This is a genomic window from Enterobacter sp. PL_is511 (genome assembly GCF_055816065.1).
Genome location: NZ_JBVPGP010000024.1, coordinates 1066865 through 1093717 on the forward strand (window position 1 = coordinate 1066865; position 26853 = coordinate 1093717).

Sequence of the window (26853 nt, forward strand, 5' to 3'; positions counted from 1 at the left end):
CAGACGATACGTGCTAAGCACAATCTGCAATTTAGCATATTGCTTTTAAAGAGCGGGCGAAATTGATGGCCAGCAGGTAGACTTAGGCACAAATAACGCGTCTTTATGAAGAGGAACTGATGACGTATCAACAAGCTGGACGCATTGCGGTCTTAAAACGTATTGCTGGCTGGGTGATTTTTATTCCTGCCGTCATTTCTACGCTGATTTCTGTACTCAAATTTATGTACGATCACAGCGAAAAACAGCCGGGTATCAATGCGGTAATGCTTGATTTCGCTCATGTCATGATTGAGATGATGCGTTTTAATACGCCATTTTTGAATGTTTTCTGGTTTAACTCACCCACCCCGGATTTTCATCAACAGCTGAATATCGGCTTTTGGGTGATATACGCCCTGATCTTTGTTGCGCTAGCACTGCAGGCCTCTGGCGCGAGGATGAGCCGCCAGACGCGCTTTTTACGCGAAGGCGTTGAGGATCAGTTGATTCTGGAGCAGGCCAAAGGCCCGGAAGGCATGAGTCGGGAGCAGATCGAATCCCGCATTGTTGTGCCGCGTCACACCATTTTCCTGCAAATTTTCCCGCTCTATATCCTTCCCGTGATCATCATTGTGGCGGGATACTTCTTCTTCTCACTGCTCGGTTTTCTGTAAGCGATAAGGGTGGCGGCAAGGCCACCCGTTCGCGTCTCAGGCGGCAAGCATACGCTCGAGTGCCCGCTGGGCGTTAACCAGGTGTTCTCCGCCAAAAAGAATGGCACGGTTCATCAGCGTATAAAGCTGATACACCGGCTGGCGGTCGAGGAAACCGGGCGGCAGGGGGGAAACAGACTGGTATCCGTCGTATATTTGCGGCGGCTGCTCCGGATGAAGCGGCAGCATGGCAAGATCGCACTCTCTGTCACCCCAGTAGCAGGCCGGGTCGAAGATGTAGGGGCCGTTGGGACCCAGCGCGCAGTTATCAGACCACAAATCGCCGTGAAGCAGAGACGCCTGGGGCTGGTGGGAGGCCAGACGCTGTTGAACGTGCTCGACGATGGCATCAATATTGCCAAATTCCAGCCCTTTCTCGGCGGCCAGTTCAAGCTGCCAGCCAATGCGCTGCTCGGCAAAAAATGTCGACCAGCGACGCTGCCAGGCATTGGGCTGTGGCGTGGTAGAGAGATCGTTGTCAAAATCGAGACCAAACTGCGGCTGGTCGCTCCATTGATGCAGGCGCGCTAGCTGTTGGCCGAGGATAAACGCATTATGGGCATCCAGCGGTCGGGCGGGGAGATATTCCATGACCAGAAAACTGTAATCGCGGTCGCTACCGACGGCCAGCACCTGTGGGACCGTCACCGTTTTACTGCGCGACAGCAACTCCAGCTGGTCGGCTTCGGCGGTAAAGATCGGAAGCAGTTCTCGCTCATCGCACTTAACGAAAAGATCGCGTCCTGCGTAGCGTAAATGCCACGCGGCGTGGATCTCACCGCCTGGCAGTTCGTTACGCAGTTCAATTTCACCTTCACCCAGCTGCTCACGTAAAAGATGACTGATAGCCTGCCACATGTTGTCTCTCCCATGTTGTCTGCCAGATCATAAAGTTAGCGCATAACTGCGGTAAAAAAATACGAACTAACGCACACCTGAGCGGTTTAAATTCATACAGCGCACTTATTGTTCTTTTTTCCGCCAGCTTTCCCAGGTATTCACGTCAATTTCGGCAGGCTTGTCGGTCACGCTCTCTACCAGACTGGCGGCCAGCGCATGAACCTCTTCCTGGCTCAGGGCGCCGATGAGACCAAATGCCAGGGTGCCTAAATCATGAATATTGCCCTCGTCATCCGTGAGCGTGAGGAGAAAATTAGCCCGGGTGAAGGCGTTGTTGAGCTCATTCAGCTCGGTCAGCGATGCTTCATGAAGGTTGATGGTCACGACGTAACGTGTGATGTCACCACTGCTCATAATTCACCTCATTGTTATCATGGAAGTTTTCTTAGCATAGTCGATAGTTTGCGTTTGGCGACTCAGAGCGGACATTCCCCTCCGTAAAGACGAAGGGGAAAGGCGTTAATTTCGGGACAGGTAATCGACGATTTTTTGCGTATCGGCAAGTGAGCAGAGACGCGTGCCCTGATTGATAGTTGCGGCGCTACCCGCCGCCACGCCGTAGCGTGTCATCTCAAGCAGTGATGCACCTTGCGCCAGTTTAAGCGTCATCGCGCCCACCATGCTATCGCCCGCGCCAACCGTGCTCTGGCTCTTCATCGGCGGTGGGACAACCTGAACGGACGACGTTTCATCGACGGCCAGCGCCCCCTGAGGACCAAGGGAAACGACTACGCGTCGCGCTTTGCCGCTGCGTACCAGCTCCTGCGCGGCGGTGCGAACATCATCAGGCTGCGTCAGTTCGCGGTTGACCAGCGCGCTTAACTCTTTCTGGTTGGGTTTGACCAGTTCAAGATTGCCCGGCACCAGAGCCGCCTGCAGGGCCTCGCCGCTGCTGTCGACAATGCAGCGGATGCCGCGTTTCTGTACCGCCTGAATCAGCGCCGTTAATTTTTCCGTGCTGACGCCGGGCGGCAGGCTGCCGCTTACCACCAGCAGCGCGCCGCTTTCTATCGTCAGCACTTTCTCTTCAAGCTGACGAAACTCGTCATCGCTGAGTTTCGCACCCGGCATGACAAAACGGTACTGCTCGCCGCTGGACTCCACGTGGACATGCAGGTTTTGCCGCGTCCAGTCTTTGGCCTCGACGGTCTCTACGGCTACCTGTTCATCTGCCAGCAGAGAGACCAGGTGTTCACCGGTGGCACCGCCTGCGGGGAAAATTGCCGTGGCTTTGCCGCCGAGGTGGGTAATAGCGCGCGCCACGTTGATCCCGCCGCCGCCGGGCTCAAATACCGGGGCGCTACAGCGCAATTTACCTTCCGGGTAAATCTGCGGCGTCAGGGTGGCGGAATCCAGGGAAGGGGAGAGCGTCAGGGTATAGATAGAAACCATCATTACCTCCTTTTAGTATGGGTTCTTATTAGCCTGGCACCATTTGACAGGAAGGCAATGTAAATAACAGTATGATTTTAAATATGAATACTGACAAAAAGTGAGGCGGGGGATATATAAAATAAAACGCTTTTTGAGATCGTTCTTATTCAAAAAATGAAATAAGAAAACATTGCTATGTTATTTGCGGCTTTTTATAATTTGTTACCTTTCTCTGGACGCCTTGTCATTGATCCTCAAGAAAGATTCCGGGACCGTGTGGTCTCTTTTTTTGTTGTACGGACTCCTTAATAAAATGAAGCTTTTAAAGACAGTGCCCGCTGCACTGATGCTGGCGGGTGGCGTGTTTGCGGCTATGAACGCGACCGCTGATGATACCGTTTTTACTGTCATGGACGATCCTTCCACCGCGAAAAAACCGTTTGAAGGTAACCTCAACGCCGGGTACCTGGCACAATCCGGTAACACGAAAAGCTCTTCTCTGACGGCGGACAGTACGCTTACCTGGTACGGCAACACCACCGCCTGGTCTCTGTGGGGTAATGCCAGCAACACTTCCGCTAATGACGAACGTTCTTCCGAGAAATATGCGGTAGGCGGACGTAGCCGTTACAACATGACCGACTATGACTACCTGTTTGGACAGGCAAGCTGGTTAACCGACCGTTACAACGGTTATCGCCAGCGTGATGTGTTCACCGCCGGTTATGGTCGCCAGTTCCTGAACGGTCCGGTACACAGCCTCCGTTTTGAATTCGGTCCGGGTGTGCGTTATGACGAGTACACCAATGGCGATACCAAAACCCAACCGCTCGGTTACGCTTCCGGTACCTATGCCTGGCAGATGACTGACAACACCAAATTTACCCAGGGTGTTTCTGTATTTGGTGCCGACGATACGACGCTGAACTCTGAGACGGCGCTGAACGTGGCTATCAACGAACACTTTGGTCTGAAAGTGGCCTACAACGTGACCTGGAACTCTTCACCACCAGAAACCGCGCCGGATCATACCGACCGCAGAACCACGGTTTCACTGGGTTACAGAATGTAATAAAAGCGGGCCGATGTTGATGTCGGCCCGTTTATTGTCTGTGGCTATTTGACGTCCCTTCTGATGACCTGTCTTCGCCCCTAGCCCCAAATCATTGCCGCCCAACGGAGTAGCAGCATTGCGCCGCAGATGGCAATCAGCACCAGCACCATTTTCCAGTGTTTTACGGCAAATCGTTTTGTTGGCATAACCTAATCCTTGTTCGTTGATACCCACAGTCTACCAAACAGGGCCGAAATATGCCCCTTCTCGGGATCGATTGGGTTATGCCAGCATAGGGTTCGGCTCAGAACCAGTGGAATCGTTCGGCGAGAATCAACAATAAACCTGTGGCGGAAAGGACATTCAATATCACAACCGTTCTGCTGGATACGTTCATGGTATGCACCTTTGGGTTTAAGGACCTGTTCAAGAGTAGCTCAGCATCTTCGAAATGCGAGCGCAGGGGAGAAGCAACCCGCAAATTCGTACGAAAGTGCCAGCCCATCAATCTGGCCGCAGAGGGTGCAATCTCCTTTGCGTTAGTGTTAACATTACGTCGCTTGCCGTAAATCCACATTAATCTGAATTCGGCAGGTGAATGATGACGAACCAATTTGACGATTGTTGGTCAGATGGTGTCGTAATCTATTGTCAAATCACGATTATTTTCTTTGTATATGCTCTTATGTGTGGGGCATCACTGCAAATAAGGATATAAAATGCCTGTAATTACTCTTCCTGATGGCAGTCAACGCCATTTCGACCGTGCTGTTAGCCCAATGGATGTTGCCCTGGACATTGGTCCTGGTCTCGCGAAAGCGACTATCGCTGGCCGTGTGAACGGTGAGCTGGTGGATGCCTCCGATCTGATCGAAAACGATGCGACGCTCGCCATCATCACCGCGAAAGACGAAGAAGGTCTGGAGATCATTCGTCACTCCTGCGCGCACCTGTTAGGCCATGCCATCAAACAGCTGTGGCCAAACACCAAAATGGCGATCGGTCCGGTTATCGACAACGGTTTTTACTACGACGTTGACCTCGACCACACCCTGACTCAGGAAGATATCGACGCGCTCGAAAAACGCATGCACGAGCTCGCCGAAACCAACTATGACGTCATCAAGAAGAAAGTCAGCTGGCACGAAGCGCGTGAAACCTTCGTGAAGCGCGGCGAGAGCTACAAGGTCTCTATTCTTGACGAAAACATTTCGCATGATGACAAGCCTGGCTTGTACCATCACGAAGAATACGTCGACATGTGCCGTGGACCGCACGTGCCGAACATGCGCTTCTGTCATCACTTTAAGCTGATGAAGATCGCAGGCGCCTACTGGCGTGGCGACAGCAACAACAAGATGTTGCAGCGTATTTATGGTACCGCGTGGGCCGATAAAAAAGCCCTGAACGCGTACCTGCTTCGTCTGGAAGAGGCGGCGAAGCGTGACCACCGTAAAATCGGCAAGCAGCTTGACCTGTACCACATGCAGGAAGAAGCGCCGGGTATGGTGTTCTGGCATAACGACGGGTGGACTATCTTCCGTGAACTGGAAACTTTTGTACGCTCCAAGCTGAAAGAGTACCAGTATCAGGAAGTGAAAGGCCCGTTCATGATGGACCGTGTGCTGTGGGAAAAAACCGGCCACTGGGACAACTACAAAGATGCGATGTTCACCACCTCGTCTGAGAACCGTGAATACTGCATCAAGCCAATGAACTGCCCGGGCCACGTTCAGATCTTCAACCAGGGTCTGAAATCCTACCGCGACCTGCCGCTGCGTATGGCGGAGTTCGGTAGCTGCCACCGTAACGAGCCATCAGGTGCGCTGCACGGTCTGATGCGTGTTCGTGGCTTTACGCAGGATGATGCGCATATCTTCTGTACTGAAGATCAGGTCCGTGACGAAGTTAACGCCTGTATTCGTATGGTCTACGATATGTACAGCACCTTTGGCTTCGAGAAGATCGTGGTCAAACTCTCAACGCGTCCGGAAAAACGTATCGGTAGCGATGAGACCTGGGATCGCGCAGAAGCGGATCTCGCCGTGGCGCTGGAAGAGAACGGCATTCCGTTCGAATACCAGTTGGGCGAGGGCGCATTCTACGGTCCGAAAATTGAATTTACCCTGTATGACTGCCTCGATCGCGCATGGCAGTGCGGTACTGTACAGCTGGACTTCTCCCTGCCGCAGCGTTTAAGCGCCTCTTATGTTGGCGAAGACAACGAACGTCAGGTACCGGTAATGATTCACCGCGCAATTCTCGGTTCTCTGGAGCGCTTCATCGGCATCCTGACCGAAGAGTTCGCTGGCTTCTTCCCAACCTGGCTTGCGCCAGTGCAGGTCGTGGTGATGAACATTACCGATTCTCAGGCGGATTACGTTAAAGAATTGACGCAGAAACTACAAAATGCGGGCATTCGCGTAAAAGCAGACTTGAGAAATGAGAAGATTGGCTTTAAAATCCGCGAGCACACTTTACGTCGTGTCCCGTATATGTTGGTCTGTGGTGATAAAGAGGTGGAAGCAGGCAAAGTTGCCGTTCGCACCCGCCGTGGTAAAGACCTGGGCAGCCTGGACGTAAGTGAAGTGATTGAGAAGCTGCAACAAGAGATTCGCAGCCGCAGTCTTCAACAACTGGAGGAATAAGGTATTAAAGGCGGAAAACGAGTTCAAACGGCACGTCCGAATCGTATCAATGGCGAGATTCGCGCCCAGGAAGTTCGCTTAACAGGTCTGGAAGGCGAGCAGCTGGGGATTGTGAGTCTGAGAGAAGCAATCGAAAAGGCTGAAGAAGCTGGAGTAGATTTAGTTGAAATCAGCCCTAACGCCGAACCGCCAGTTTGTCGTATCATGGACTACGGCAAGTTCCTTTATGAAAAGAGTAAGTCTTCTAAGGAACAGAAGAAGAAGCAAAAAGTTATCCAGGTTAAGGAAATCAAATTCCGTCCTGGTACCGACGATGGCGATTATCAGGTAAAACTCCGCAGCCTGATTCGCTTTCTGGAAGATGGCGATAAGGCCAAGATCACACTGCGTTTCCGCGGTCGTGAGATGGCCCACCAACAGATTGGTATGGAAGTGCTTAACCGCGTCCGTGACGATCTGAGTGAACTGGCAGTAGTCGAATCCTTCCCTACGAAGATCGAAGGCCGCCAGATGATCATGGTGCTCGCTCCTAAGAAGAAACAGTAAGGCCTTCAAGCAGCAAAATCTGTGGAGCCTTCGGGTTTCATAGGTTTTGTTCGCCTATGTTTCGTTTATTTAACAATGCGAAGTGGAAGTTATTAAGATGCCAAAAATTAAGACCGTACGCGGTGCTGCTAAGCGCTTCAAAAAAACCGGTGGTGGTGGATTTAAGCGTAAGCACGCAAACCTGCGTCATATTCTGACCAAAAAATCTACTAAGCGTAAACGTCACCTGCGTCCAAAAGGCCTCGTTTCTAAAGGCGATCTGGGTCTGGTTATCGCGTGCCTGCCGTACGCATAAGCCGTTAACGTTTAATTTTTTTACTAAGAATATAGATACAGGAGAGCACATATGGCTCGCGTAAAACGTGGTGTAATTGCACGTGCACGTCACAAGAAAATTTTGAAACAAGCTAAAGGCTACTACGGTGCGCGTTCACGCGTTTACCGCGTTGCCTTCCAGGCTGTTATCAAAGCAGGTCAGTACGCTTACCGTGACCGTCGTCAGCGTAAGCGTCAGTTCCGTCAACTGTGGATTGCGCGTATCAACGCAGCAGCACGTCAGAACGGTATTTCTTACAGCAAATTCATCAACGGCCTGAAAAAAGCCTCTGTTGAAATCGACCGTAAGATCCTGGCTGACATCGCAGTATTCGACAAAGTAGCGTTCACCGCTCTGGTCGAAAAAGCGAAAGCAGCACTGGCATAAGCCAGTTGAGAGAGGGGGCCTGGCTCCCTCTTTTCATTTAACACCATCAGAAGATTGACATTTATCCGTCCAGGCTTTTCAATAAGGTCTTAACGGTTTTTACCCAACAAGGTAACGCAAGCATGAATGCTGCTATTTTCCGCTTCTTCTTTTACTTTAGCACCTGACTTCAGGAGGCTAGCGCGTGAAAGATGAAACGAAAAACAGCGCCAGATAAGCCTCCCGATGGAGGCTTTTTTTGTGCCTGAATTTGAGAGAATAACTCCACCAAATCGGTGTCTGCACCGACATAATGAGGAAAATCATGTCACATCTCGCAGAGCTGGTTGCCAGTGCAACAGCCGCCATTAATCAGGCCTCAGATGTTGCCGCGTTAGACAATGTCCGCGTCGAATATCTTGGGAAGAAAGGGCATCTGACCCTTCAAATGACAACCCTGCGTGAGCTGCCGCCAGAAGAACGCCCGGCTGCGGGTGCGGTGATTAACGAAGCCAAAGAGCAGGTACAGCAGGCGCTGAACGCGCGCAAAGCCGAGCTGGAAAGCGCGGTGCTGAATGCGCGTCTGGCCGCAGAGACGATTGACGTTTCTCTGCCGGGTCGCCGCATCGAAAACGGCGGTCTGCACCCGGTTACCCGCACCATCGATCGCATTGAAAGTTTCTTCGGTGAGCTCGGCTTTACCGTGGCGACTGGCCCGGAAATCGAAGATGATTACCATAACTTCGACGCCCTGAACATTCCTGGCCATCATCCGGCACGCGCTGACCACGACACTTTCTGGTTCGACGCTACGCGTCTGCTGCGTACCCAGACCTCCGGCGTTCAGATCCGTACCATGAAGGATCAGGAGCCGCCAATCCGCATTATCGCGCCGGGCCGCGTCTATCGTAACGACTACGATCAGACCCACACCCCAATGTTCCACCAGATGGAAGGTCTGATCGTTGATAAAAACATCAGCTTCACCAACCTGAAGGGCACGCTGCACGATTTCCTGAACAACTTCTTTGAGGAAGATCTGCAGGTTCGTTTCCGTCCGTCCTACTTCCCGTTCACCGAACCGTCTGCAGAAGTTGACGTGATGGGTAAAAACGGCAAATGGCTGGAAGTGCTGGGCTGCGGCATGGTGCATCCAAACGTGCTGCGCAACGTGGGTATCGATCCGGAAGTTTACTCCGGCTTTGCCTTCGGCATGGGCATGGAGCGTCTGACTATGCTGCGTTACGGCGTGACCGACTTACGTGCATTCTTCGAAAACGATCTGCGTTTCCTCAAACAGTTTAAATAAGGGCAGGACAGAACAATGAAATTCAGTGAACTGTGGTTACGCGAGTGGGTGAACACCACGCTGGACAGCGAAGCGCTTTCTAACCAGATCACCATGGCGGGTCTGGAAGTGGACGGCGTTGAGCCGGTTTCCGGTGCCTTCAACGGCGTGGTCGTCGGCGAAGTGGTAGAGTGCGGCCAGCACCCTAACGCTGACAAACTGCGCGTAACAAAAGTGAACGTGGGCGGTGACCGTCTGCTGGATATCGTCTGCGGTGCGCCAAACTGCCGTCAGGGCCTGAAGGTGGCGGTGGCGACCGTCGGTGCGGTGCTGCCGGGCGATTTCAAAATTAAAGCGGCTAAGCTGCGCGGCGAGCCGTCTGAAGGCATGCTGTGCTCCTTCTCCGAGCTGGGTATTTCTGACGACCACAACGGCATCATTGAGCTGCCGCTGGATGCGCCAATTGGCACCGATATCCGTGAGTACCTGAAGCTTGATGACAACACCATCGAAATCAGCGTCACGCCAAACCGTGCCGACTGCTTAGGGATCATCGGCGTGGCGCGCGATGTTGCCGTGCTGAACCAGACCGAACTGAACGCGCCAGACATTGTGCCGGTTGAAGCGACCATCAGTGACGTGCTGCCTATTCAGGTTGACGCTGCGGATGCCTGCCCGCGCTACCTCGGTCGCGTGGTGAAAGGCATTAACGTAAAAGCGCCAACCCCGCGGTGGATGAAAGAGAAGCTGCGCCGCTGCGGTATCCGCTCTATCGACGCCGTGGTTGACGTGACTAACTACGTTCTGCTGGAGCTGGGCCAGCCAATGCACGCGTTCGATAAAGATCGTATCGACGGCGGCATCGTTGTGCGCATGGCGAAAGAGGGTGAAACCCTGGTTCTGCTGGACGGCAGCGAAGCGAAACTGAACGCCGACACCCTGGTGATTGCTGACCACAGCAAAGCGCTGGCAATGGGCGGTATTTTCGGGGGCGAGCATTCAGGCGTGAACGACGAGACGCAAAACGTCCTGCTGGAATGCGCGTTCTTCAGCCCGCTCTCTATCACCGGTCGCGCACGCCGTCACGGCCTGCACACCGATGCCTCTCACCGCTACGAGCGCGGCGTTGACCCGGCGCTGCAGTACAAAGCGATGGAACGTGCGACTCGCCTGCTGATCGACATCTGCGGCGGTGAAGCGGGCCCGGTTATCGACGTCACCCACGAAGCGACCCTGCCGAAGCGTGCCACCATCACCCTGCGCCGCAGCAAGCTGGATCGCCTGATTGGTCACCACGTTGCCGATGCGCAGGTGACCGATATCCTGACGCGTCTGGGTTGCGAAGTGACCGAAGGCCAGGACGAGTGGAAAGCCGTTGCGCCATCATGGCGTTTCGACATGGAAATTGAAGAAGATCTGGTGGAAGAAGTGGCCCGCGTTTACGGCTATAACAACATCCCTGATGAGCCTGTCCAGGCAGGTCTGGTGATGGGCACCCACCGTGAAGCCGACCTGTCCCTGAAGCGTGTGAAAACCATGCTGAATGACAAAGGCTACCAGGAAGTGATCACCTACAGCTTTGTGGATCCAAAGCTGCAGCAGCTGATCCACCCGGGCCAGGAGGCGCTGATCCTGCCAAGCCCAATCTCCAGCGAAATGTCCGCGATGCGTCTGTCTCTGTGGACGGGCCTGCTGGGCACTGTCGTTTATAACCAGAATCGTCAGCAAAACCGCGTGCGAATTTTCGAAAGCGGTTTGCGCTTTGTACCGGATAATCAGGCAAATTTAGGCATCCGTCAGGATCTCATGCTGGCTGGCGCCATCAGCGGCAACCGCTATGAAGAGCACTGGGACCTGGCAAAAGGCACGGTTGATTTCTACGATATGAAGGGCGATCTGGAAGCAATTCTGGATCTGACCGGTAAATTATCTGAAATTGAATTCCGCGCAGAAGCCATCCCGGCACTGCATCCGGGCCAGAGCGCAGCTATCTATTTAGACGGCAAACGCGTTGGTTTTATTGGGGTTGTTCACCCTGAGCTGGAGCGCAAGCTGGACCTGAACGGCCGTACCATCGTGTTTGAGCTGGAATGGAACCCGGTGGCTGACCGCGTTATTCCTCAGGCTCAGGACGTCTCCCGCTTCCCGGCAAACCGCCGTGATATCGCGGTTGTGGTCGCGGAAAATGTGCCCGCAGCAGATATTTTGGCCGAATGTAAGAAAGTTGGCGTAAATCAGGTAGTTGGCGTAAACTTATTTGACGTGTACCGCGGCAAGGGCGTAGCAGAAGGTTTCAAGAGCCTCGCTATTAGCCTTATCCTTCAGGATACCAGCCGTACACTCGAAGAAGAGGAGATTGCCGCTACCGTCGCCAAATGTGTAGAGGCATTAAAAGAGCGATTCCAGGCATCATTGAGGGATTGAACCTATGGCGCTTACAAAAGCTGAAATGTCAGAATATCTGTTTGATAAGCTTGGGCTTAGCAAACGGGATGCCAAAGAGCTGGTAGAGCTGTTTTTCGAAGAGATCCGTCGTGCTCTGGAAAATGGTGAGCAGGTAAAACTCTCCGGTTTTGGCAATTTTGATTTGCGAGACAAAAACCAACGTCCGGGCCGCAACCCGAAGACGGGGGAAGATATTCCCATTACAGCCCGCCGCGTGGTGACCTTCAGACCCGGCCAGAAGTTAAAAAGCCGTGTCGAAAACGCAACGCCCAAAGCAGAGTAATATGAACTAACTAAAAAGGCCGCCCACGCGGCCTTTTTTCTTTGCGCTCTCCGGCAAACCCGCCGTAAAATCAATTACATCTCACGCTACTAAAACCGTACACATGCTTGATTATGCCCATCGCCAGCACCGTTCCGATAAGCGTCGCCTGCTTTTGCTGGTGCTATTGCTCATTATCGCCGCGGCCGTGAGCCTCTGTGCCGGAGACCGATGGATAGGGCCTGAAAGCTGGTGGGGGCCGGACGGGCAGCTCTTCGTCTGGCAAATTCGCCTGCCGCGCACCGTCGCGGTGGTTCTGGTGGGTGCCGCGCTGGCGCTGTGCGGCACCATTATGCAGGCGTTGTTTGATAACCCGCTGGCGGAGCCAGGGCTGCTTGGCGTGTCGAACGGGGCAGGCGTGGGGCTGATTGCAGCGGTGATGCTGGGCGGGGGAGAACTCTCCGGATGGAGTATTAGCCTGAGCGCTATTCTCGGCGCATTACTGATCACAGCGATCCTTCTTCGCTTCGCCAGACGGCACTTATCGACCAGCCGTCTGCTGCTTGCCGGCGTGGCGCTGGGGATCATCTGTAGCGCGTTGATGACCTGGGCGGTCTACTTCTCAACATCCTTTGACCTGCGTCAGCTGATGTACTGGATGATGGGCGGCTTTGGGGGCGTTGACTGGCACCAGGGCTGGCTGATGGCGCTGCTGGTACCGGCCATCGTGTGGGCTGCCCTGCAGGCGCAGCCGTTGAATATGCTCGCGCTGGGTGAAACCTCTGCCCGCCAGCTCGGCATGCCGATTGGGTTCTGGCGTAATGTGCTGGTGATCGTCATTGGCTGGCTGGTTGGCGTCAGCGTGGCTCTGGCGGGCGCGATCGGTTTTATCGGGCTGGTTATTCCGCACATGCTGCGTCTGTGGGGCCTCACGGACCATAGGACTCTGCTTCCGGCCTCGGCGGTCGCCGGGGCCGTCACGCTGCTGGTGGCCGATATCATCGCCCGGCTAGCCCTGACGGCCGCAGAGCTGCCGATTGGCGTGGTGACCGCCACGCTGGGCGCGCCGGTCTTTATCTGGCTACTATTAAAAGCTGGACGTTAAATCAACTAGCCGTAAGACAACCTGAGGGAATGCTATGCAGTCAACTATCCTGAATACTGAAGTGACCACCATTGACGGCGAGAAAACCACGCTGGAAGGCTACAAAGGCAACGTGTTGCTTGTCGTCAACGTGGCATCCAAATGTGGCCTGACGCCGCAGTACGAGCAGCTGGAAAACATTCAGAAGGCCTGGGAGAAAGACGGTTTCACCGTACTGGGCTTCCCGTGCAACCAGTTCCTCGGCCAGGAGCCGGGCAGCGAAGAGGAGATCAAAACCTTCTGCAGCACCACCTATGGCGTGACGTTCCCGATGTTCAGCAAAATCGATGTCAACGGTGAAGACCGCCATCCGCTGTATGCGAAGCTTATTGCTGCCGCGCCGAAGGCCGTTGCGCCGGAAGGAAGCGGTTTTTATGAACGCATGGCCAGCAAAGGCCGCGCGCCGCTTTACCCGGACGATATCCTGTGGAATTTTGAAAAATTCCTGATTGGTCGCGACGGCCAGGTCGTTCAGCGTTTTTCACCGGATATGACCCCTGAGGATCCGATCGTCATGGAATCTATCAAGCTGGCGCTGGCGAAATAATGTCATTGCTGATGCAGCTCACGGACGTTGCCGAGAAGGGGCGTCTGGAGGCGATATCCGGTGCCGTCAATGCGGGAGAAATTCTGCATCTCGTCGGGCCAAACGGTGCGGGGAAGAGTACGCTGCTGGCACGGATGGCAGGCATGACCGACGGAGAAGGGCAGATAACGCTGCTGGAGCATACGCTCGCCGACTGGTCGCCGGTCTCGCTGGCGCATCGGCGCAGTTACCTCGTGCAGCAGCAGATGCCGCCCTTTGCGATGCCGGTCTGGCACTATCTGATGCTGCATTTGCACGACAAACAACAAACGTCACTACTGACGGACGTGGCCGCGGCTCTTGGGCTGGAAGATAAACTGTCCCGGCACGCCAGCCAGCTTTCCGGCGGAGAGTGGCAGCGGGTTCGCCTGGCGGCTGTCATCCTTCAGATCTACCCGGCCGGCAATCCTCACGGGCGGATGCTGCTTCTCGATGAGCCCATGAGCGGTCTGGACGTGGCGCAGCAGGCGGCACTGGATACGCTGTTAAGCACCCTGAGCCGAAAAGGCATTGCCGTGGTGATGAGCAGCCATGACCTCAACCACACCCTGCGTCATGCCCACCGGGTATGGCTGCTCTCGAAGGGAAAGATGATCGCCAGCGGTGCGCGGGATCAGGTTCTTACGCCACCCCATCTTGCCCGCGCATACAACATGTCGTTCCGCAGGCTGGATATAGAAGGACATAAGATGCTGATTTCTACCGGGCAGGCGTAACCGTTTCTTGCCTGTGAGCACAATTGCACGCTAAATTACGAAAAGAACAATAAAAGCAGAGGATTCGTCTGAAAATGCGATTCTGGTTTCTCCTGATGGCCACACTCTTTCTTGCGGGATGCAGTAGCCATCGTGCGCCGCCGCCTAACCCACGGCTTTCAGATTCGATCACCGTTATTGCCAGCCTTAACGATCAGCTGAGCAACTGGCGCGGCACGCCTTATCGCTACGGCGGCATGAGCCGCGGCGGTGTGGATTGCTCCGGCTTCGTTCTGATGACGTTTCGCGATAAGTTTGATTTACAGCTTCCGCGCGAAACGCGCAAGCAGGCAGAAATCGGCACTGAAATTGATAAAGACGATCTTCTCCCCGGAGACCTGGTTTTCTTCAAAACTGGTTCGGGTGAAAGCGGTCTTCACGTGGGCATATATGATACAGACAATCAGTTCATTCACGCCTCGACCAGTCGCGGGGTGATGCGCTCCTCTCTTGATAATGTTTACTGGCGTAAAAATTTCTGGCAGGCACGACGTATATAGTCTTTGTCGGATACTTCTCTTATGACGGCATGGTAAGAATAAATCATGCCGTTTTTTCTCAAATAAGATGCTTAAAGTTAAATTTACCTAAAATTAGCGAATCCTGCATGTGTCTGTTTTATCTAAAACTGGCTATTATTCTGCAACCAGGATAAAATTATTTTAGATTCAGGGATAAATCTGAAAATTAATACGGAACTAATGAAATTAATCTTATTAAAATCAAGACAGTGGAATTGTGTCGGCAATTGCTCCAGGATGTCCTCTCTCATCTTTAATGCGGGGCGAGTGCAATGATTATTACGCTAGATAATGCTTACCAGTCTGAACTGCTGCTTCTGCCTGCCCGTAATAGTGCAGGTGAGCTGAAAGGTTTAGAAATTCTGGTTAACTTTACTGGCGTCGGCAGCAATGTGCGGATCCCCACTGAGCTTGTTATCCCTCGGCTTTCAGCGGCTGAAGAGTTAGCGCTGTTTGACGAAAAACTGCAATTGCTTGATACCTGTAAACTGTTTTTTATTCAGCATCAGTTAATTGCATGGATCAATATTACACCTGCAATAGTTGAATTTTTATTAAGTAATGGAAACGCTGTTTCAATCCTTGAGCGTTATCCGTTTCTTGAGTTTACTGTTAATGAGAATTATCCAGGTTTAAATAACGGAAAGGACGACCTGCAGCTGGCGAGAATGGCAATCCATTTCCCGTTGGTCCTGGCAAACTTTGGTGCAGGCGCCGCCTCGCTCAAAGCGGTCTATGATGGATTATTTAAACGGGTCATTCTTGATAAAGGATTCATTCAGCAGCGTGCCCTGGAGCTCTCTTTTGAGCCTTTTATGCGCGCAATCCTCTGGCAAATCACGCCGCACTGCCAGTCAGTGATTGTCTCGGGCATTGACGACCACGGCCTGTTGCAACGCGTTTTGTCCTTCAATTTTGGTGCAATGCAGGGGGCTCTCTGGCCAGCCGTCTCTGCAGAACACGTCACTACGCTGGTTCAGCAGCGATAACCCTTGCTTTCGCCCGTGTTTAAGTCCGGGTAAACCCTCTACACTAAAAGCAGGAGGACCTATGACCCTGTCTTTTACTGCTCACTGGCATGACGAGTTGCCTGGCTTTTACACCGCACTCAAACCTACACCGATACACAATTCACGCCTTATCTGGCATAACGATTTGCTGGCTGAAGAACTGGCTATTCCGCCTGAGCTGTTTCAGCGTTCAGAGGGCGCTGGCGTCTGGGGCGGTGAAACGCTTCTTGCCGGTATGCAGCCTCTGGCTCAGGTCTATAGCGGACATCAGTTTGGCGTCTGGGCGGGACAACTGGGCGACGGCAGGGGGATCCTGCTCGGCGAACAACAGCTTCCAAACGGGGAGACGGTTGACTGGCACCTGAAAGGTGCCGGCCTGACTCCCTATTCGCGGATGGGCGACGGGCGCGCGGTACTGCGTTCAACGATTCGCGAGTGCCTGGGCTCCGAGGCGATGCATGCCCTGGGTATCCCCACCACCCGCGCGCTGTCGATCGTGACCAGCGATACCCCGGTTGTGCGTGAAACCGTGGAAAAGGGTGCAATGCTAATGCGTATCGCGCAAAGCCATTTGCGCTTCGGTCATTTTGAGCATTTTTACTATCGTCGCGAGCCGGAAAAGGTGCGCCAGCTGGCTGACTTTGCCATTCGTCACCACTGGGCACATTTGCAGGACGAGGCGGATAAATACGTTCTCTGGTTCAGGGACGTGGTGGCTCGTACCGCAACCCTGATTGCCCGCTGGCAAACGGTAGGCTTTGCCCATGGCGTGATGAATACGGACAACATGTCGCTTCTCGGGTTGACCTTTGACTACGGTCCTTTTGGCTTCCTGGATGATTATCAGCCTGGGTACATCTGCAACCACTCCGACTATCAGGGGCGCTACAGTTTTGACAATCAGCCCGCGGTGGGCCTGTGGAACCTGCAGCGGCTTGCACAAACCCTGTCGCCGTTTATCGACGTTGATGCCCTGAATGATGCCCTCGACAGCTATCAGGAGATCTTACTGCGGGAATATGGCACGCTGATGCGCAACAAGCTGGGGCTGGTGACGCAGGAGAAGGGCGATAACGACATCCTCAATGGCCTGTTTGCCCTGATGGCGCGCGAGGGCAGCGATTACACGCGCACCTTCCGGATGCTGGGGCAGACGGAGCAGTACAGCGCCGCCTCGCCGCTGCGCGATGAGTTTATTGACAGACAGGCGTTTGACGACTGGTTTGCATCCTACCGCACGCGGCTGCAGCAGGAGCAGGTGGATGACGCCGCCCGCCAGACGCAGATGAACGCGACGAACCCCGCGATGGTGTTGCGCAACTGGCTGGCGCAGCGGGCGATTGAGCAGGCAGAGCAGGGCGAGTACGACGAGTTACACCGTCTGCACGTGGCGTTGCGCACGCCGTTTGCCGATCGGGACGACGACTACGTCAGCCGCCCGCCTGACTGGGGCAAGCGGCTGGAGGTCAGCTGCTCAAGCTAGCGATTTTTGCCGGGCGGCGGCGTCGCCTAACCCGGCCTGAACATCACTGCGCGACCCAGCCGCCATCCATATTCCACGCGGCGCCGCGAACGTTCACGGCGCTGTCGCTACACAAAAACAGCGCCAGTTCGCCCAGCTGCTCCGGGGTGACAAACTCGCCCGAAGGCTGTTTTTCTGCAAGGAGCAGATCGCGAGCCTGCTCCGGCGGTACGCCCTCAGCGATACGTTTGTCGATCTGCTGCTGCACCAGAGGCGTCAGCACCCAGCCGGGACAGATCGTATTGGCGGTAATGCCGGTGCGCGCGGTTTCCAGCGCCAGCGATTTCGTAAAGCCCACTACGCCATGCTTGGCGGCCACGTAAGCCGACTTCTCTTTTGACGCGACCAGTCCGTGAACGGAGGCGATATTAATGATGCGCCCCCAGTTTTTCTCGCGCATGGCGGGCAGCGCCAGCCGGCTGGTATGAAACACCGAGGAGAGATTAATGGCGATAATGTCGTTCCATTTCTCCACCGGAAACGCGTCAACCGGGGCGACATACTGTATCCCGGCGTTGTTGACAAGAATGTCCACGCCGCCAAACTGCGATTCGGCGTAGCGCATCATGGCTTCAATTTGCAGCACGTCACGCAGGTCTGCATCGTGATAGCCCGGCTTTTTGCCCAGTTGCGCAATCTCTTCTCGTGCTGATTCGCTGTCGCCGAAACCGTTGAGGATCAGCTGCGCCCCGGCCTTCGCCAGCACGCGGGCGATCCCCAGACCAATGCCGCTGGTCGAGCCTGTCACCAGTGCGGTCTTACCGTTCAGATTCATCTTTCTCTCCTTACACAATGCCGGTCAGATAGAACACGGCAATGACAAAAAGCACTGCCAGACTTTTAATGATGGTGATAGCGAAAATGCCGCCGTAGGCCTGGCGATGGCTGAGGCCGGTAATCGCCAGCAGGGTAATCACCGCGCCGTTATGGGGCAGCGTATCCATACCGCCGCTCGCCATTGAGGCCACGCGGTGCAGCACCTCAAGCGGGATATTGGCGGCGTGGGCGGCGGCGACAAACGAGTCGGCCATGGCGGCGAGGGCAATACTCATCCCGCCGGACGCCGAGCCGGTGATCCCCGCAAGCACCGTCACGCTGATGGCTTCATTCAGCAGCGGATTCGGAATGGCCGCCAGCGCGTGAGATAACACCAGAAAACCGGGCAGGGCGGCGATAACCGCGCCGAAACCGTATTCCGAGGCGGTATTCATCGCCGCCAGAATGGCACCGCTCACCGCGGTCCGGCTGCCTTCAGCCAGACGCCCCCGGATATTGCGAAAGCCAAAAATCAGCACCAGCACGATACCTGAGATCAGTGCCGCTTCCACGGCCCAGATGGCGGTGATCTTGCCCACCTCGGTCACAATCGGTTTCGCCAGACCTGGAAGCGTAAGCTCGTGGGTCGTGCCGTACCAGCCGGGGATCCAGCGGGTAAACAGCAGGTTCAGTATGCCCACTACCAGCAGCGGGGAGATAGCAATCAGTGGGTGAGGGAGGTTAATGTTGTCCGGCGTTTCCGGTTCATTTTTCAGTTCCGTGCCGTAACCCTCGTTGTTGCTGAGCGCCTTACGACGCTGGCGCTCCAGCCAGAGCAGGCCAAAAAAGATAATAAACAGCGAGCCAATCAGCCCCAGCCAAGGCGCGGCCCAGGCGTTGGTACCAAAGAAGCTGGTGGGGATAATGTTCTGGATCTGCGGCGTGCCGGGCAGGGCATCCATGGTAAATGAGAATGCCCCCAGCGCCACGGTGGCCGGTATCAGCCGTTTAGGGATGCCGCTCTGGCGGAACAGTTCCGCGGCGAACGGATAAACCGCAAACGCCACCACGAACAGCGACACGCCGCCGTAGGTTAACAGCGCGCACACGAGAACAATTACCGGGATCGCGTGGCGCCGGCCGAGGATCTGAATCGCCGCAGCGACGATGGACCGTGAGAAACCGGAAAGCTCAATCAGTTTGCCAAACACCGCTCCCAGCAGGAACACCGGGAAGTAGAGCTTGACGAAGCCGACCATTTTTTCCATAAACAGGCCGGTAAACGTCGGGCCGACGGCGCCCGGGTCGGTCAGCAGCACGGCGCCGAGCGCCGCAATCGGCGCAAACAAAATCACGCTGTATCCGCGATAGGCCGCCAGCATCAGCAGCGCCAGCGCCGCCAGGGCAATTAATACACTCATCACGACTCCTCACTGTCATTATTATTCGGGTACCAACGAGATGTTTAACGCTCAACGGTCAGGGCAATGCCTTGCCCGCCGCCTACGCACAGGGTGACGAGCCCTTTTTTAACGTCACGGCGCTGCATTTCGTGCAGCAGCGTCACGAGGATGCGGCAGCCGGAGGCGCCAATCGGATGACCGAGGGCGATAGCGCCGCCGTTAACGTTCACCTTTTGCGCATCCCAGCCGAGCTGCTTGCCCACCGCCAGCGCCTGGGCGGCAAAGGCTTCATTGGCTTCAATGAGGTCCACGTCATCGAGCGTCCAGCCCGCCCGCGCCAGCGCGGTCTGACAGGCGCTGACCGGACCGATGCCCATCACCGACGGGTCAACGCCCGTCACGGCGTAACTCACGATGCGACCGAGGATCGGCAACCCGCTCTCCCGCGCCTTTTCGCCGCTCATCAGCAGCACCGCAGCGGCGCCGTCGTTGAGCGTGGAGGCATTTCCCGCCGTGACCGTGCCTTCCTCCTGCAAAAAGGCGGGGCGCAGCTGCGCAAGCTGCTCAGCGCTGGTCCCTGGCCGGGGCTGTTCGTCACGGCTGACGATAAGCGGCGGTTTTTTACCCTGTTTCACCGTCACCGGCGCTATCTCGGCGTCAAAGCGACCCGCTTCGATGGCGGCGGCCGCTTTTTGCTGCGACCGGGCGGCAAAGGCGTCCTGCTGCTCGCGGGAAATGTCATTCTCACGGGCGACGTTTTCAGCGGTGATCCCCATGTGGTAATCGTTGAACGCGTCCCACAGACCGTCGGTAATCATGCTGTCCTGCAGGCCCGTATGGCCAAAACGCAGCCCTGAACGTGCGCCGTCCAGCAGATAAGGGGCATTGCTCATGCTCTCCTGACCGCCAGCGATAACCACATCCGCGTCGCCGCAGCGGATCGCCTGCGCGGCGAGCTGCACCGCTTTCAAGCCCGCACCGCAGACCAGGTTGACCGTCGTCGCTGGAGTGCGGACGGGCAATCCGGCGTTGATGGCCGTCTGGCGCGCAGGGTTTTGTCCGCATCCCGCCGTCAGCACCTGACCGAAAATCACCTCATCTATCGTCTCAGCTGGAAGACCGCTGTTCTCCAGCAGACGACTCACCGCTATGGCCCCCAGCTCAACCGCTGAAAGGGAAGATAGCGATCCGCGAAAACTGCCAATGGGGGTTCGCGTTGCCCCGACAATCATGACCTCTTTCATCGTAAGTCCTCAACTGAAGCGCATCTCGCGAACGTCGTCCGCCACAATTAATTTCCCGGCGGTCTTAGCCGCAATGTCGTCGATACTGACGCCGGGGGCGTATTCCCGCAGGATGAACGCGCCGTCCGCGATCTCGAGCAGCGCGAGGTCGGTTAAGACCCGGCGGATGCAGCCTGCGCCCGTGAGCGGCAGCGTGCAGCGCGACAGCAGCTTTGATTCACCGTTTTTTGACGCATGGGTCATTACCACAATGATGTTCTGCGCCCCGGCGACAAGATCCATCGCGCCGCCCATGCCCTTCACCATCTTTCCGGGGATCATCCACGAGGCGATATTGCCCTCGACGTCCACCTCAAACGCGCCCAGTACGGTCAGGTCGACATGGCCTCCGCGGATCATGGCAAACGACTGGGCCGAGTCGAAAATGGCCGCGCCTGTCCGTGCGGTCACGGTCTGTTTACCGGCGTTGATCATGTCGGCGTCGAGGCTCTGCTCGTCAGGAAAAGCCCCCATCCCCAGCAGTCCGTTTTCCGACTGGAGCATCACGTCCATTCCTTCCGGAATGTAGTTCGCCACCAGGGTAGGGATACCAATCCCCAGGTTGACGTAATACCCGTCGCGCAGCTCGCGGGCGACGCGCATGGCCATCTGTTCACGGGTTAACATCGTCACACTCCTTCCGCGCGCAGCGTGCGCTGTTCAATGCGTTTTTCAAACTGGCCGACAATCAGCCTGTCGACGTAAATTCCCGGGGTATGAATGGCCGACGGGGGCAGCTCGCCCGGGGGAACAATCTCTTCCACCTCGACGACCGTTATCCTGCCCGCCGTTGCCATCAGCGGATTAAAGTTTTGCGCGGTATGCCGGTAGACGACGTTGCCGTACCAGTCCGCTTTCCAGCCCTTGATCAGCGCGAAATCACCGGTAATGGCCTCTTCGAGGATGTAGTGCTTACCGGCAAACTGGCGCACGTCTTTGCCGGCAGCCACGGGCGTGCCATAGCCGGTGGCCGTGTAAAATGCCGGAATGCCCGCGCCGCCCGCGCGCACCTTTTCCGCCAGCGTGCCCTGAGGCGTGAGTTCAATCTCCAGTTCACCGCTCAGCACCTGCCGCTCGAACAGCGCGTTCTCGCCGACGTAAGAGGCCACCACTTTGCGAACCTGCCGCGTTTCGAGCAGGAGCCCGAGACCGAAACCGTCCACGCCGCAGTTGTTTGATACCACCGTCAGATCTTTCACCTGACGGCGTCTGACCTCTGCAATCAGGTTCTCCGGAATCCCGCACAGGCCGAAGCCGCCCGCCAGCAAAGTCATCCCGTCCGTCAGCCCATCCAGCGCCTGCGCATAGCTGTCGACGCGCTTATCCAGTCCCGCCATCGTCATTCCTCCTCTTAACCGTGGCGGTATCATTAGGGGCGGCGACTCATTTGTTAATTTTGAATTTGTGACCCACTCATTTGGTTTTTTTATTAATTTCTTGTTAACTAAATTTTTTCAATTAGTTAACAGGATGAAAAATGAGAATGAGTGTCAAACAGTTACGCGCGTTTTTAGCGGTAGCTCACACTCTGAATTTCGCCCACGCCAGCGAACGTCTGAATCTCTCTCAGCCGGCCCTGAGCCTGACGATTAAAGCGCTGGAGGACGCGCTCGGCGGACCGCTGCTGCAGCGGAGCACGCGCAAGGTCGCGCTGACGCAGGAGGGCGAGACGTTTTTGCCGATGGCGCGGCAGTTGCTTGCCGACTGGGATAATGTCGAAGAGGCGATGCACCAGTGCTTTACCCTGCAGCGCGGTAAAATCTCGGTCGCGGCCATGCCGTCGTTTGCCGCGAATGTTCTGCCCGAGGTGCTAAAAGCGTTTCGCGATCGCCATGCCGGGATCAACGTCACCGTGCATGACGTGATTAACGAGCAGGTGATTGAGATGGTACGGGAAGGGCGGGTTGAGATGGGCATCGCCTTTGAACCCGCGCCCACGCACAACCTGCTGTTTACCCCGCTGGGCCTCGACCGGTTTGTTGCCATTGTGCCGAAAGATTCCCCGCTGGCGGGCAAAAAACGCCTGACATGGGAAGCGCTGCTGACGCTGGATTTCATCACCCTGCAGCGCCCCTCTGCGGTGCGTCTGATGATGGAAGAGGAGCTGGCGCGAAGCGGCAGAAAGCTGGACGTCGCGCTGGAGAGCCATCAGCTGGTGACGGTCGGGCGGATGGTCGCAAGCGGGCTGGGCGGCAGCGCCGTCCCGGCGCTATGCAAGACGCAGATGGCGTCGCTGGGCGCGGTCTGTATTCCGCTGGACAGTCCGCCTATTGAAAAGTGTATCGGAGTGATCCATCCCGGGCACACGCAGCTTTCAAAAGCGGCGCATGCCCTGCTGGAAACGCTGAAGGATTTTTACCAGCCCGATTAAGGGGCGAGAAACACCTGCGGCGCGGCGTGAGCCGGGTGCCTGCCGACGTGAACCTGTGCGCCGTACCAGCGTGCCAGCGCATCGGCCTGCAAAACGGTTTCCGGTGCTCCCTGAGACACGATCCTGCCGCTGTGCAGGAGCAGGATGCGATCCGCCCACAGCGCTGCCAGGTTGAGGTCGTGCAGCACCGCGCAAACGTGCAGATGTCCCCGGCTGGTCAGGGATTTCAGCAGGCGCAGGAGATGCTGCTGGTGATAGAGATCCAGCGCAGAGGTGGGTTCATCAAGGAACAGCCAGCCGCGCGGCGCACCGTCGCACCAGAGCTGAGCCAGCGCGCGGGCGAGCTGAATGCGCTGCTGCTCGCCGCCGGAGAGTGCGGCAAACTGCCTGCCCGCCAGCGGTAAACAGCCGGTGATGGCCATAACCTCCTCAATAACCGACGCTTCTGGCGTGCGGGTCCAGGGCGCTCGCCCCATACCGACCACCGCCTCAGCCGGCCAGTCAAATCCGAGCTGCGTGTTCTGGCGCATCACCGCCCGGTAGCGGGAGAGCCTGTCCGGCTGCCAGGCCGCAAGCGGTGTGCCCGCCAGGCTGCACCGTCCGCCCGCAGGCTTAAGGTAGCCGGTCAGCAGCCGCAACAGCGTTGATTTTCCGGCGCCGTTGGGGCCAATCAGCGCCACCAGCTCGCCCTGAGATAAGGTCAGCGACACGTCGTTAATCAGCGTGCGTTGTCCGGCGCGAAAAACAAGGTTTTCTGCACAGTAGCGCTCAGCCATGCGCACCTCCGCGACGAAAGATAAGCCACAGGAACCACGGCGCGCCGAGAAGGCTGGTCAATAAGCCAACCGGCATTTCCGCCGGGGCGACCAGGCTGCGCGCCAGCGTATCGGCAACCAGCAGGAGCAGCGCACCGGCCAGCACCGAGCCGGGGAGCACGGCCCGGTGGTCGGCCCCCAGCCACATGCGCACCAGGTGCGGCACCACCAGGCCGACAAAGCCGATCACGCCGCTGACCGCCACGGCGGCGGCCACCAGCAGGGCGCTGCACAGCAGCAGGATCCGCTGCACGGCGGCAACCTCCACGCCGAGGTAGTGCGCCTCTTCGTCGCCCAGCTGCAGCAAATTCAGGGCGCCTGCCAGACGCCAGATCGCCAGCGCGGTGGGGAGCATCAGCGACGCGACGGCCAGCAGCGTTGACCACTGCGCTTGGCCGAGGCTGCCCATTCCCCAGAGGGAAAGCTGGCGAAGCTGGGCATCATTGCTGAGCCATGACAGCACGCCGACGGCCGCGCCGCACAGGGCGTTGATGGCAATGCCTACCAGCAGCAGGCGCGACAGGGAAGCGTCACGCTGCCGGCTGAGCAGGAAAATCACGACGGTGGCGGCCAGCGCGCCGAGAAACGCCGCCAGCATCGGGGCATACAGCATTACCAGGGCAGGCAGCGAGAGCGGAAGCACCACCCATAGCGCAACGGCGAGCGCCGCGCCGCTGCTGATGCCGAGCAGGCCCGGGTCCGCCAGCGGGTTGCGGAACAGCCCTTGCATCACGCAGCCTGCCAGCGCCAGTGAACCGCCGATCGCCAGCGCCAGCAGCACGCGAGGCAGGCGGATCGTCAGCCAGATCTGACGCAGCGCCTCGTCGCTACCGTCCCACAGCAGGCTGGCCGGCAGGTGTAATGCCCCAACCCCGGTCGCTGCGAGCGTCATGACGGTCAGGATCGCGGTCAGCATCCATAACGATAAGGCTATCCGCCGGGACATCAGGGCAGTTGCTCCGCTTTGGCACGCAGCTGCCGGATGGCTTCCGGCGTTCGCACGCTGAAGCCCAGCAGCGCCATATCGTCAATCGCCAGCACCTGCCTGTTCCGTCCTGCCGGGGTTTGCGCCAGGCCGGGCAGTTTCCACAGATTCGCTTCACCGCCAAGGGCGTTGATCCCGTCCTGCGAAATCACCACAAGGTCAGGCTGGCTGGCGATTGTGCCCTCCTGAGACAGCGGCTGATAGCGGGTGAACCCCTGCATGGCGTTCTGCAGGCCCGCCGCACGAATGGCCGCGTCCGCGCCGGTCTGTTGTCCGGCAGCCATGGCGGTCATCCCGCCGTGGTTGAGAATAAACAGCACCCGCTTATTGAGCGGTGACGTGGGAAGCGCCGACAGCGCCTGGCGCAGCGTGCTGCGCAGGACCTCTCCCTCGGCCTCTCGGTGCGTCGCTTCAGCGACGATCCGCACCTTTTCGTCAATGACGTTCAGGTCGTTACCGGCAGGAATAGCGATTACCCGGACGTGGCTTTGCTCAACCTGCTTTAGCGCCAGAGACGGCTGCGCCTGGGCGCTGGCCAGCACCAGCGTGGGGCGCATGGACAAAATCCCCTCCGCATTGAGCTGGCGCAGATAGCCCACGTCAGGCAGGTCGTTCGCCGCCTGCGGCCACTGGCTGGTGCTGTCGCGGGCCACCAGCGAAGACGCCGCGCCGAGGGCGTAGACGATCTCGGTGACGTCGCCGCCGAGGGTAACGATTTTCTCCTGCGGCGCAGCAAACGCCAGCAGGGGCAGGGCGCTGAGCAGGGCAAGCCACCGTTTCATGCCGCCAGCCCTTTCGCCGTTAAGGCGTCAATCTGGCTGCGCCACTGGCTCTGCTCCGGTTCGCCTTCCGTACGCTGGCCGTACAGCTGGGCGATTTGCGTTCCATCGGCGGCAAACAGCTCCAGGCTGGTGACATGCCCGTCAGCCGTCGGCTTGCGCGTGACCCACGTCTCCGCAATGGCGTCTTCCAGCAGGTGCAGGGTAAAGGTTGGGTTAAAGATGTTCAGCCAGCCTTTCATCGGCGTCAGCTTTTCCACCGCGCCGGTGAAAATCTGCACGCAGCCGCGGTTGCCTACGAAGACCATGATTTCGTTACCGTCCCGGCGCGCCGCTTCCAGCAGCTGCGCCAGCGCGGTGTTTTCTACCCGGCAGGCCAGATCGTCACCCACCAGGCGAAACGCCTGCTTGCGGCTGAGGTTATGGCGCTTGAGCAGGCTGAAGAACTGATGAACGTCGGTCATGGCGCGCCACTCGTTATCCACGAGAGCAGCCTCCGCATTTTCCGCGTGAGCAGGCGCATCGGGGACCTTCAATGCCAGCGGCGGGTTGTCGGCAAAGATAAAGCGCGTCAGCACGTCGCCCCAGGCGGAAACGTCGGTGTTATCCGTGGCGTAGACCTTCAGAAGGGCATCGCCCTGGTGGTCGAAGAACTGAATGCTCTGCCGCTCGCCGCGGGCGGTGGCTTCACTGATGTGAAACGCGCTCGCCCACTGGTTGAGGAACAGGCGCAGATCCAGCGCGCGCGGGTTCAGCACCAGCCCGGCGTGGCCGTTCAGGTGCTGGTTGGTGAAGTTCCCGACCTGTTCGTGAACGGCGTATTCGTTGCGGCAGATACATTTGGTTTCGCCCACCGCCTCCAGCGCGCCCAGGATCTCGCGGATGTCACCGCGCAGTCGCCAGGCGTCGTGACCCACGCGGGCAAAGGTCAGCTCTGCTTCACTGATGTTCATTAACCCCGCGACGTCGCGCGCGTACTTACCCGGATTGGCTTCTTTTAGCTCAAGCCAGCGCGTGTAGTGATTCATT

General features: G+C 56.9%; 31 protein-coding genes and 1 other annotated feature. Of the genes, 17 read left to right on the forward strand and 14 right to left on the reverse strand.

The features are described from left to right. The first annotated feature begins 119 nt into the window (after window positions 1–119). The gene (locus AC0TN7_RS20625; protein WP_023311291.1) at window positions 120–656 is read left to right on the forward strand and encodes a YniB family protein; all 537 of its coding nucleotides are present in this window, start codon (window positions 120–122) and stop codon (window positions 654–656) included. Between the two features lie 36 nt (window positions 657–692). On the opposite strand, the gene AC0TN7_RS20630 is transcribed toward AC0TN7_RS20625, so the two are convergent. From AC0TN7_RS20630 to pfkB, 3 genes are all read right to left on the reverse strand, one after another. After that, a complete protein-coding gene (locus tag AC0TN7_RS20630) occupies window positions 693–1553 on the reverse strand; it encodes a fructosamine kinase family protein (protein ID WP_024909435.1) in 861 nt (286 codons plus the stop codon). Window positions 1554–1658: 105 nt separating this feature from the next. Next, window positions 1659–1949: a type V toxin-antitoxin system endoribonuclease antitoxin GhoS gene (gene ghoS, locus AC0TN7_RS20635; protein ID WP_024909434.1), complete on the reverse strand. Its 291-nt coding sequence runs from the start codon at window positions 1947–1949 to the stop codon at window positions 1659–1661. Between the two features lie 105 nt (window positions 1950–2054). Continuing rightward, on the reverse strand, window positions 2055–2987 hold the full coding sequence (pfkB, locus tag AC0TN7_RS20640; RefSeq protein WP_024909433.1) for a 6-phosphofructokinase II: 933 nt from the start codon (window positions 2985–2987) through the stop codon (window positions 2055–2057). Window positions 2988–3282: 295 nt separating this feature from the next. Here pfkB and AC0TN7_RS20645 point away from each other — a divergent pair, with 295 nt between their 5' ends. Next, window positions 3283–4041 carry a DUF481 domain-containing protein gene (locus AC0TN7_RS20645; RefSeq protein ID WP_024909432.1) on the forward strand — a complete coding sequence of 253 codons (759 nt, stop codon included), beginning with the start codon at window positions 3283–3285 and terminating at the stop codon, window positions 4039–4041. An 80-nt stretch (window positions 4042–4121) separates the two neighbouring features. Here the strand turns inward: AC0TN7_RS20645 and yniD are convergent, their stop codons facing one another. Together yniD and yncL are read right to left on the reverse strand one after the other, a co-directional pair. Then, a complete protein-coding gene (gene yniD / locus AC0TN7_RS20650; protein WP_008500658.1) occupies window positions 4122–4229 on the reverse strand; it encodes a small membrane protein YniD in 108 nt (35 codons plus the stop codon). Between the two features lie 98 nt (window positions 4230–4327). Then, window positions 4328–4600 (reverse strand): stress response membrane protein YncL, encoded by a 273-nt coding sequence (yncL, locus tag AC0TN7_RS20655; RefSeq protein ID WP_080350507.1) that lies wholly within the window; start codon window positions 4598–4600, stop codon window positions 4328–4330. Window positions 4601–4742: 142 nt separating this feature from the next. Between yncL and thrS the strand changes: the two genes are divergently transcribed. The 14 genes from thrS (at window position 4743) to selO (ending at window position 17393) form a co-directional block, all read left to right on the forward strand. Beyond that, complete coding sequence (thrS, locus tag AC0TN7_RS20660; RefSeq protein ID WP_008500657.1) at window positions 4743–6671, forward strand: threonine--tRNA ligase; 1929 nt, start codon at window positions 4743–4745, stop codon at window positions 6669–6671. A gap of 3 nt (window positions 6672–6674) precedes the next feature. Then, a complete protein-coding gene (gene infC / locus AC0TN7_RS20665) occupies window positions 6675–7217 on the forward strand; it encodes a translation initiation factor IF-3 (RefSeq protein ID WP_023616141.1) in 543 nt (180 codons plus the stop codon). A 97-nt stretch (window positions 7218–7314) separates the two neighbouring features. Further along, entirely contained in the window at window positions 7315–7512 is a 198-nt protein-coding gene (rpmI, locus tag AC0TN7_RS20670) for a 50S ribosomal protein L35 (protein WP_003030583.1), read from the forward strand. Window positions 7513–7563: 51 nt separating this feature from the next. Continuing rightward, the gene (rplT, locus tag AC0TN7_RS20675; protein ID WP_000124850.1) at window positions 7564–7920 is read left to right on the forward strand and encodes a 50S ribosomal protein L20; all 357 of its coding nucleotides are present in this window, start codon (window positions 7564–7566) and stop codon (window positions 7918–7920) included. A 117-nt stretch (window positions 7921–8037) separates the two neighbouring features. Then, window positions 8038–8162: a sequence feature (Phe leader region), on the forward strand. Then, a complete protein-coding gene (gene pheM / locus AC0TN7_RS20680; RefSeq protein ID WP_001386830.1) occupies window positions 8043–8087 on the forward strand; it encodes a pheST operon leader peptide PheM in 45 nt (14 codons plus the stop codon). Its footprint overlaps the feature before it by 45 nt. A 62-nt stretch (window positions 8163–8224) precedes the next feature. After that, window positions 8225–9208, forward strand: coding sequence for a phenylalanine--tRNA ligase subunit alpha (pheS, locus tag AC0TN7_RS20685; RefSeq protein WP_010426091.1), 984 nt, complete (start codon window positions 8225–8227; stop codon window positions 9206–9208). Window positions 9209–9223: 15 nt separating this feature from the next. Further along, on the forward strand, window positions 9224–11611 hold the full coding sequence (gene pheT, locus AC0TN7_RS20690) for a phenylalanine--tRNA ligase subunit beta (RefSeq protein WP_473702387.1): 2388 nt from the start codon (window positions 9224–9226) through the stop codon (window positions 11609–11611). Between the two features lie 4 nt (window positions 11612–11615). Beyond that, window positions 11616–11915 (forward strand): integration host factor subunit alpha, encoded by a 300-nt coding sequence (ihfA, locus tag AC0TN7_RS20695; protein ID WP_003857805.1) that lies wholly within the window; start codon window positions 11616–11618, stop codon window positions 11913–11915. 103 nt (window positions 11916–12018) lie between these two features. Next, window positions 12019–12999 carry a vitamin B12 ABC transporter permease BtuC gene (btuC, locus tag AC0TN7_RS20700; RefSeq protein WP_024909430.1) on the forward strand — a complete coding sequence of 327 codons (981 nt, stop codon included), beginning with the start codon at window positions 12019–12021 and terminating at the stop codon, window positions 12997–12999. A 34-nt stretch (window positions 13000–13033) separates the two neighbouring features. After that, window positions 13034–13585: a glutathione peroxidase gene (locus AC0TN7_RS20705; RefSeq protein ID WP_024909429.1), complete on the forward strand. Its 552-nt coding sequence runs from the start codon at window positions 13034–13036 to the stop codon at window positions 13583–13585. After that, window positions 13585–14340 (forward strand): vitamin B12 ABC transporter ATP-binding protein BtuD, encoded by a 756-nt coding sequence (btuD, locus tag AC0TN7_RS20710; RefSeq protein ID WP_463726848.1) that lies wholly within the window; start codon window positions 13585–13587, stop codon window positions 14338–14340. The genes AC0TN7_RS20705 and btuD overlap by 1 nt, the downstream gene beginning before the upstream one ends. 74 nt (window positions 14341–14414) lie before the next feature. After that, entirely contained in the window at window positions 14415–14879 is a 465-nt protein-coding gene (locus AC0TN7_RS20715) for a C40 family peptidase (RefSeq protein ID WP_023335377.1), read from the forward strand. A gap of 293 nt (window positions 14880–15172) precedes the next feature. After that, window positions 15173–15889 (forward strand): EAL domain-containing protein, encoded by a 717-nt coding sequence (locus tag AC0TN7_RS20720; RefSeq protein ID WP_248164141.1) that lies wholly within the window; start codon window positions 15173–15175, stop codon window positions 15887–15889. 61 nt (window positions 15890–15950) lie between these two features. Then, complete coding sequence (gene selO, locus AC0TN7_RS20725; RefSeq protein ID WP_463726847.1) at window positions 15951–17393, forward strand: protein adenylyltransferase SelO; 1443 nt, start codon at window positions 15951–15953, stop codon at window positions 17391–17393. A gap of 43 nt (window positions 17394–17436) precedes the next feature. Here the strand turns inward: selO and AC0TN7_RS20730 are convergent, their stop codons facing one another. Genes AC0TN7_RS20730 through AC0TN7_RS20750 form a run of 5 tightly spaced genes read right to left on the reverse strand, consistent with a single transcriptional unit; the run spans window position 17437 to window position 22211 of the window. After that, window positions 17437–18207, reverse strand: a complete 771-nt coding sequence (locus AC0TN7_RS20730; RefSeq protein WP_048991578.1) for a 3-hydroxybutyrate dehydrogenase — start codon at window positions 18205–18207, stop codon at window positions 17437–17439. 10 nt (window positions 18208–18217) lie between these two features. Continuing rightward, window positions 18218–19612 (reverse strand): GntP family permease, encoded by a 1395-nt coding sequence (locus AC0TN7_RS20735; RefSeq protein WP_230581870.1) that lies wholly within the window; start codon window positions 19610–19612, stop codon window positions 18218–18220. Between the two features lie 41 nt (window positions 19613–19653). Next, window positions 19654–20835, reverse strand: a complete 1182-nt coding sequence (locus AC0TN7_RS20740) for an acetyl-CoA C-acetyltransferase (protein ID WP_463726846.1) — start codon at window positions 20833–20835, stop codon at window positions 19654–19656. Window positions 20836–20844: 9 nt separating this feature from the next. Beyond that, complete coding sequence (locus AC0TN7_RS20745; RefSeq protein WP_024909422.1) at window positions 20845–21501, reverse strand: CoA transferase subunit B; 657 nt, start codon at window positions 21499–21501, stop codon at window positions 20845–20847. A 2-nt stretch (window positions 21502–21503) separates the two neighbouring features. Beyond that, window positions 21504–22211, reverse strand: coding sequence for a CoA transferase subunit A (locus AC0TN7_RS20750; protein ID WP_048991574.1), 708 nt, complete (start codon window positions 22209–22211; stop codon window positions 21504–21506). A 140-nt stretch (window positions 22212–22351) separates the two neighbouring features. Between AC0TN7_RS20750 and AC0TN7_RS20755 the strand changes: the two genes are divergently transcribed. Continuing rightward, window positions 22352–23245 (forward strand): LysR family transcriptional regulator, encoded by an 894-nt coding sequence (locus tag AC0TN7_RS20755; RefSeq protein WP_032645461.1) that lies wholly within the window; start codon window positions 22352–22354, stop codon window positions 23243–23245. Here the strand turns inward: AC0TN7_RS20755 and AC0TN7_RS20760 are convergent. The 4 genes from AC0TN7_RS20760 to chuS are packed head-to-tail and all read right to left on the reverse strand — an operon-like array spanning window position 23242 to window position 26852. After that, window positions 23242–24021, reverse strand: a complete 780-nt coding sequence (locus AC0TN7_RS20760; protein ID WP_463726845.1) for a heme ABC transporter ATP-binding protein — start codon at window positions 24019–24021, stop codon at window positions 23242–23244. The genes AC0TN7_RS20755 and AC0TN7_RS20760 overlap by 4 nt on opposite strands. After that, window positions 24014–25006, reverse strand: a complete 993-nt coding sequence (locus tag AC0TN7_RS20765) for an iron ABC transporter permease (protein ID WP_024909418.1) — start codon at window positions 25004–25006, stop codon at window positions 24014–24016. The genes AC0TN7_RS20760 and AC0TN7_RS20765 overlap by 8 nt, the downstream gene beginning before the upstream one ends. After that, complete coding sequence (locus AC0TN7_RS20770; protein WP_473702388.1) at window positions 25006–25827, reverse strand: heme/hemin ABC transporter substrate-binding protein; 822 nt, start codon at window positions 25825–25827, stop codon at window positions 25006–25008. Before AC0TN7_RS20770 ends, AC0TN7_RS20765 begins: the two co-directional genes overlap by 1 nt. After that, a complete protein-coding gene (chuS, locus tag AC0TN7_RS20775) occupies window positions 25824–26852 on the reverse strand; it encodes a hematinate-forming heme oxygenase ChuS (protein ID WP_473702389.1) in 1029 nt (342 codons plus the stop codon). Before chuS ends, AC0TN7_RS20770 begins: the two co-directional genes overlap by 4 nt. Window position 26853 lies beyond the last annotated feature (1 nt).

What these genes read in the sequence shown, in the direction of transcription:
- AC0TN7_RS20625 (WP_023311291.1), top strand. Translation starts at nt 120, where the DNA reads ATGACGTATCAACAAGCTGGACGCATTGCGGTCTTAAAACGTATTGCT.
- yniD (WP_008500658.1), bottom strand. Translation starts at nt 4,229, where the DNA reads ATGCCAACAAAACGATTTGCCGTAAAACACTGGAAAATGGTGCTGGTG.
- pheT (WP_473702387.1), top strand. Translation starts at nt 9,224, where the DNA reads ATGAAATTCAGTGAACTGTGGTTACGCGAGTGGGTGAACACCACGCTG.
- AC0TN7_RS20745 (WP_024909422.1), bottom strand. Translation starts at nt 21,501, where the DNA reads ATGTTAACCCGTGAACAGATGGCCATGCGCGTCGCCCGCGAGCTGCGC.
- thrS (WP_008500657.1), top strand. Translation starts at nt 4,743, where the DNA reads ATGCCTGTAATTACTCTTCCTGATGGCAGTCAACGCCATTTCGACCGT.
- AC0TN7_RS20720 (WP_248164141.1), top strand. Translation starts at nt 15,173, where the DNA reads ATGATTATTACGCTAGATAATGCTTACCAGTCTGAACTGCTGCTTCTG.
- AC0TN7_RS20645 (WP_024909432.1), top strand. Translation starts at nt 3,283, where the DNA reads ATGAAGCTTTTAAAGACAGTGCCCGCTGCACTGATGCTGGCGGGTGGC.
- ihfA (WP_003857805.1), top strand. Translation starts at nt 11,616, where the DNA reads ATGGCGCTTACAAAAGCTGAAATGTCAGAATATCTGTTTGATAAGCTT.
- AC0TN7_RS20730 (WP_048991578.1), bottom strand. Translation starts at nt 18,207, where the DNA reads ATGAATCTGAACGGTAAGACCGCACTGGTGACAGGCTCGACCAGCGGC.
- AC0TN7_RS20755 (WP_032645461.1), top strand. Translation starts at nt 22,352, where the DNA reads ATGAGAATGAGTGTCAAACAGTTACGCGCGTTTTTAGCGGTAGCTCAC.
- ghoS (WP_024909434.1), bottom strand. Translation starts at nt 1,949, where the DNA reads ATGAGCAGTGGTGACATCACACGTTACGTCGTGACCATCAACCTTCAT.
- rplT (WP_000124850.1), top strand. Translation starts at nt 7,564, where the DNA reads ATGGCTCGCGTAAAACGTGGTGTAATTGCACGTGCACGTCACAAGAAA.
- AC0TN7_RS20705 (WP_024909429.1), top strand. Translation starts at nt 13,034, where the DNA reads ATGCAGTCAACTATCCTGAATACTGAAGTGACCACCATTGACGGCGAG.
- btuD (WP_463726848.1), top strand. Translation starts at nt 13,585, where the DNA reads ATGTCATTGCTGATGCAGCTCACGGACGTTGCCGAGAAGGGGCGTCTG.
- AC0TN7_RS20770 (WP_473702388.1), bottom strand. Translation starts at nt 25,827, where the DNA reads ATGAAACGGTGGCTTGCCCTGCTCAGCGCCCTGCCCCTGCTGGCGTTT.
- pheS (WP_010426091.1), top strand. Translation starts at nt 8,225, where the DNA reads ATGTCACATCTCGCAGAGCTGGTTGCCAGTGCAACAGCCGCCATTAAT.
- AC0TN7_RS20760 (WP_463726845.1), bottom strand. Translation starts at nt 24,021, where the DNA reads ATGGCTGAGCGCTACTGTGCAGAAAACCTTGTTTTTCGCGCCGGACAA.
- AC0TN7_RS20750 (WP_048991574.1), bottom strand. Translation starts at nt 22,211, where the DNA reads ATGGCGGGACTGGATAAGCGCGTCGACAGCTATGCGCAGGCGCTGGAT.
- AC0TN7_RS20765 (WP_024909418.1), bottom strand. Translation starts at nt 25,006, where the DNA reads ATGTCCCGGCGGATAGCCTTATCGTTATGGATGCTGACCGCGATCCTG.
- AC0TN7_RS20630 (WP_024909435.1), bottom strand. Translation starts at nt 1,553, where the DNA reads ATGTGGCAGGCTATCAGTCATCTTTTACGTGAGCAGCTGGGTGAAGGT.
- selO (WP_463726847.1), top strand. Translation starts at nt 15,951, where the DNA reads ATGACCCTGTCTTTTACTGCTCACTGGCATGACGAGTTGCCTGGCTTT.
- chuS (WP_473702389.1), bottom strand. Translation starts at nt 26,852, where the DNA reads ATGAATCACTACACGCGCTGGCTTGAGCTAAAAGAAGCCAATCCGGGT.
- AC0TN7_RS20740 (WP_463726846.1), bottom strand. Translation starts at nt 20,835, where the DNA reads ATGAAAGAGGTCATGATTGTCGGGGCAACGCGAACCCCCATTGGCAGT.
- btuC (WP_024909430.1), top strand. Translation starts at nt 12,019, where the DNA reads ATGCTTGATTATGCCCATCGCCAGCACCGTTCCGATAAGCGTCGCCTG.
- pfkB (WP_024909433.1), bottom strand. Translation starts at nt 2,987, where the DNA reads ATGGTTTCTATCTATACCCTGACGCTCTCCCCTTCCCTGGATTCCGCC.
- rpmI (WP_003030583.1), top strand. Translation starts at nt 7,315, where the DNA reads ATGCCAAAAATTAAGACCGTACGCGGTGCTGCTAAGCGCTTCAAAAAA.
- yncL (WP_080350507.1), bottom strand. Translation starts at nt 4,600, where the DNA reads ATGTGGATTTACGGCAAGCGACGTAATGTTAACACTAACGCAAAGGAG.
- AC0TN7_RS20715 (WP_023335377.1), top strand. Translation starts at nt 14,415, where the DNA reads ATGCGATTCTGGTTTCTCCTGATGGCCACACTCTTTCTTGCGGGATGC.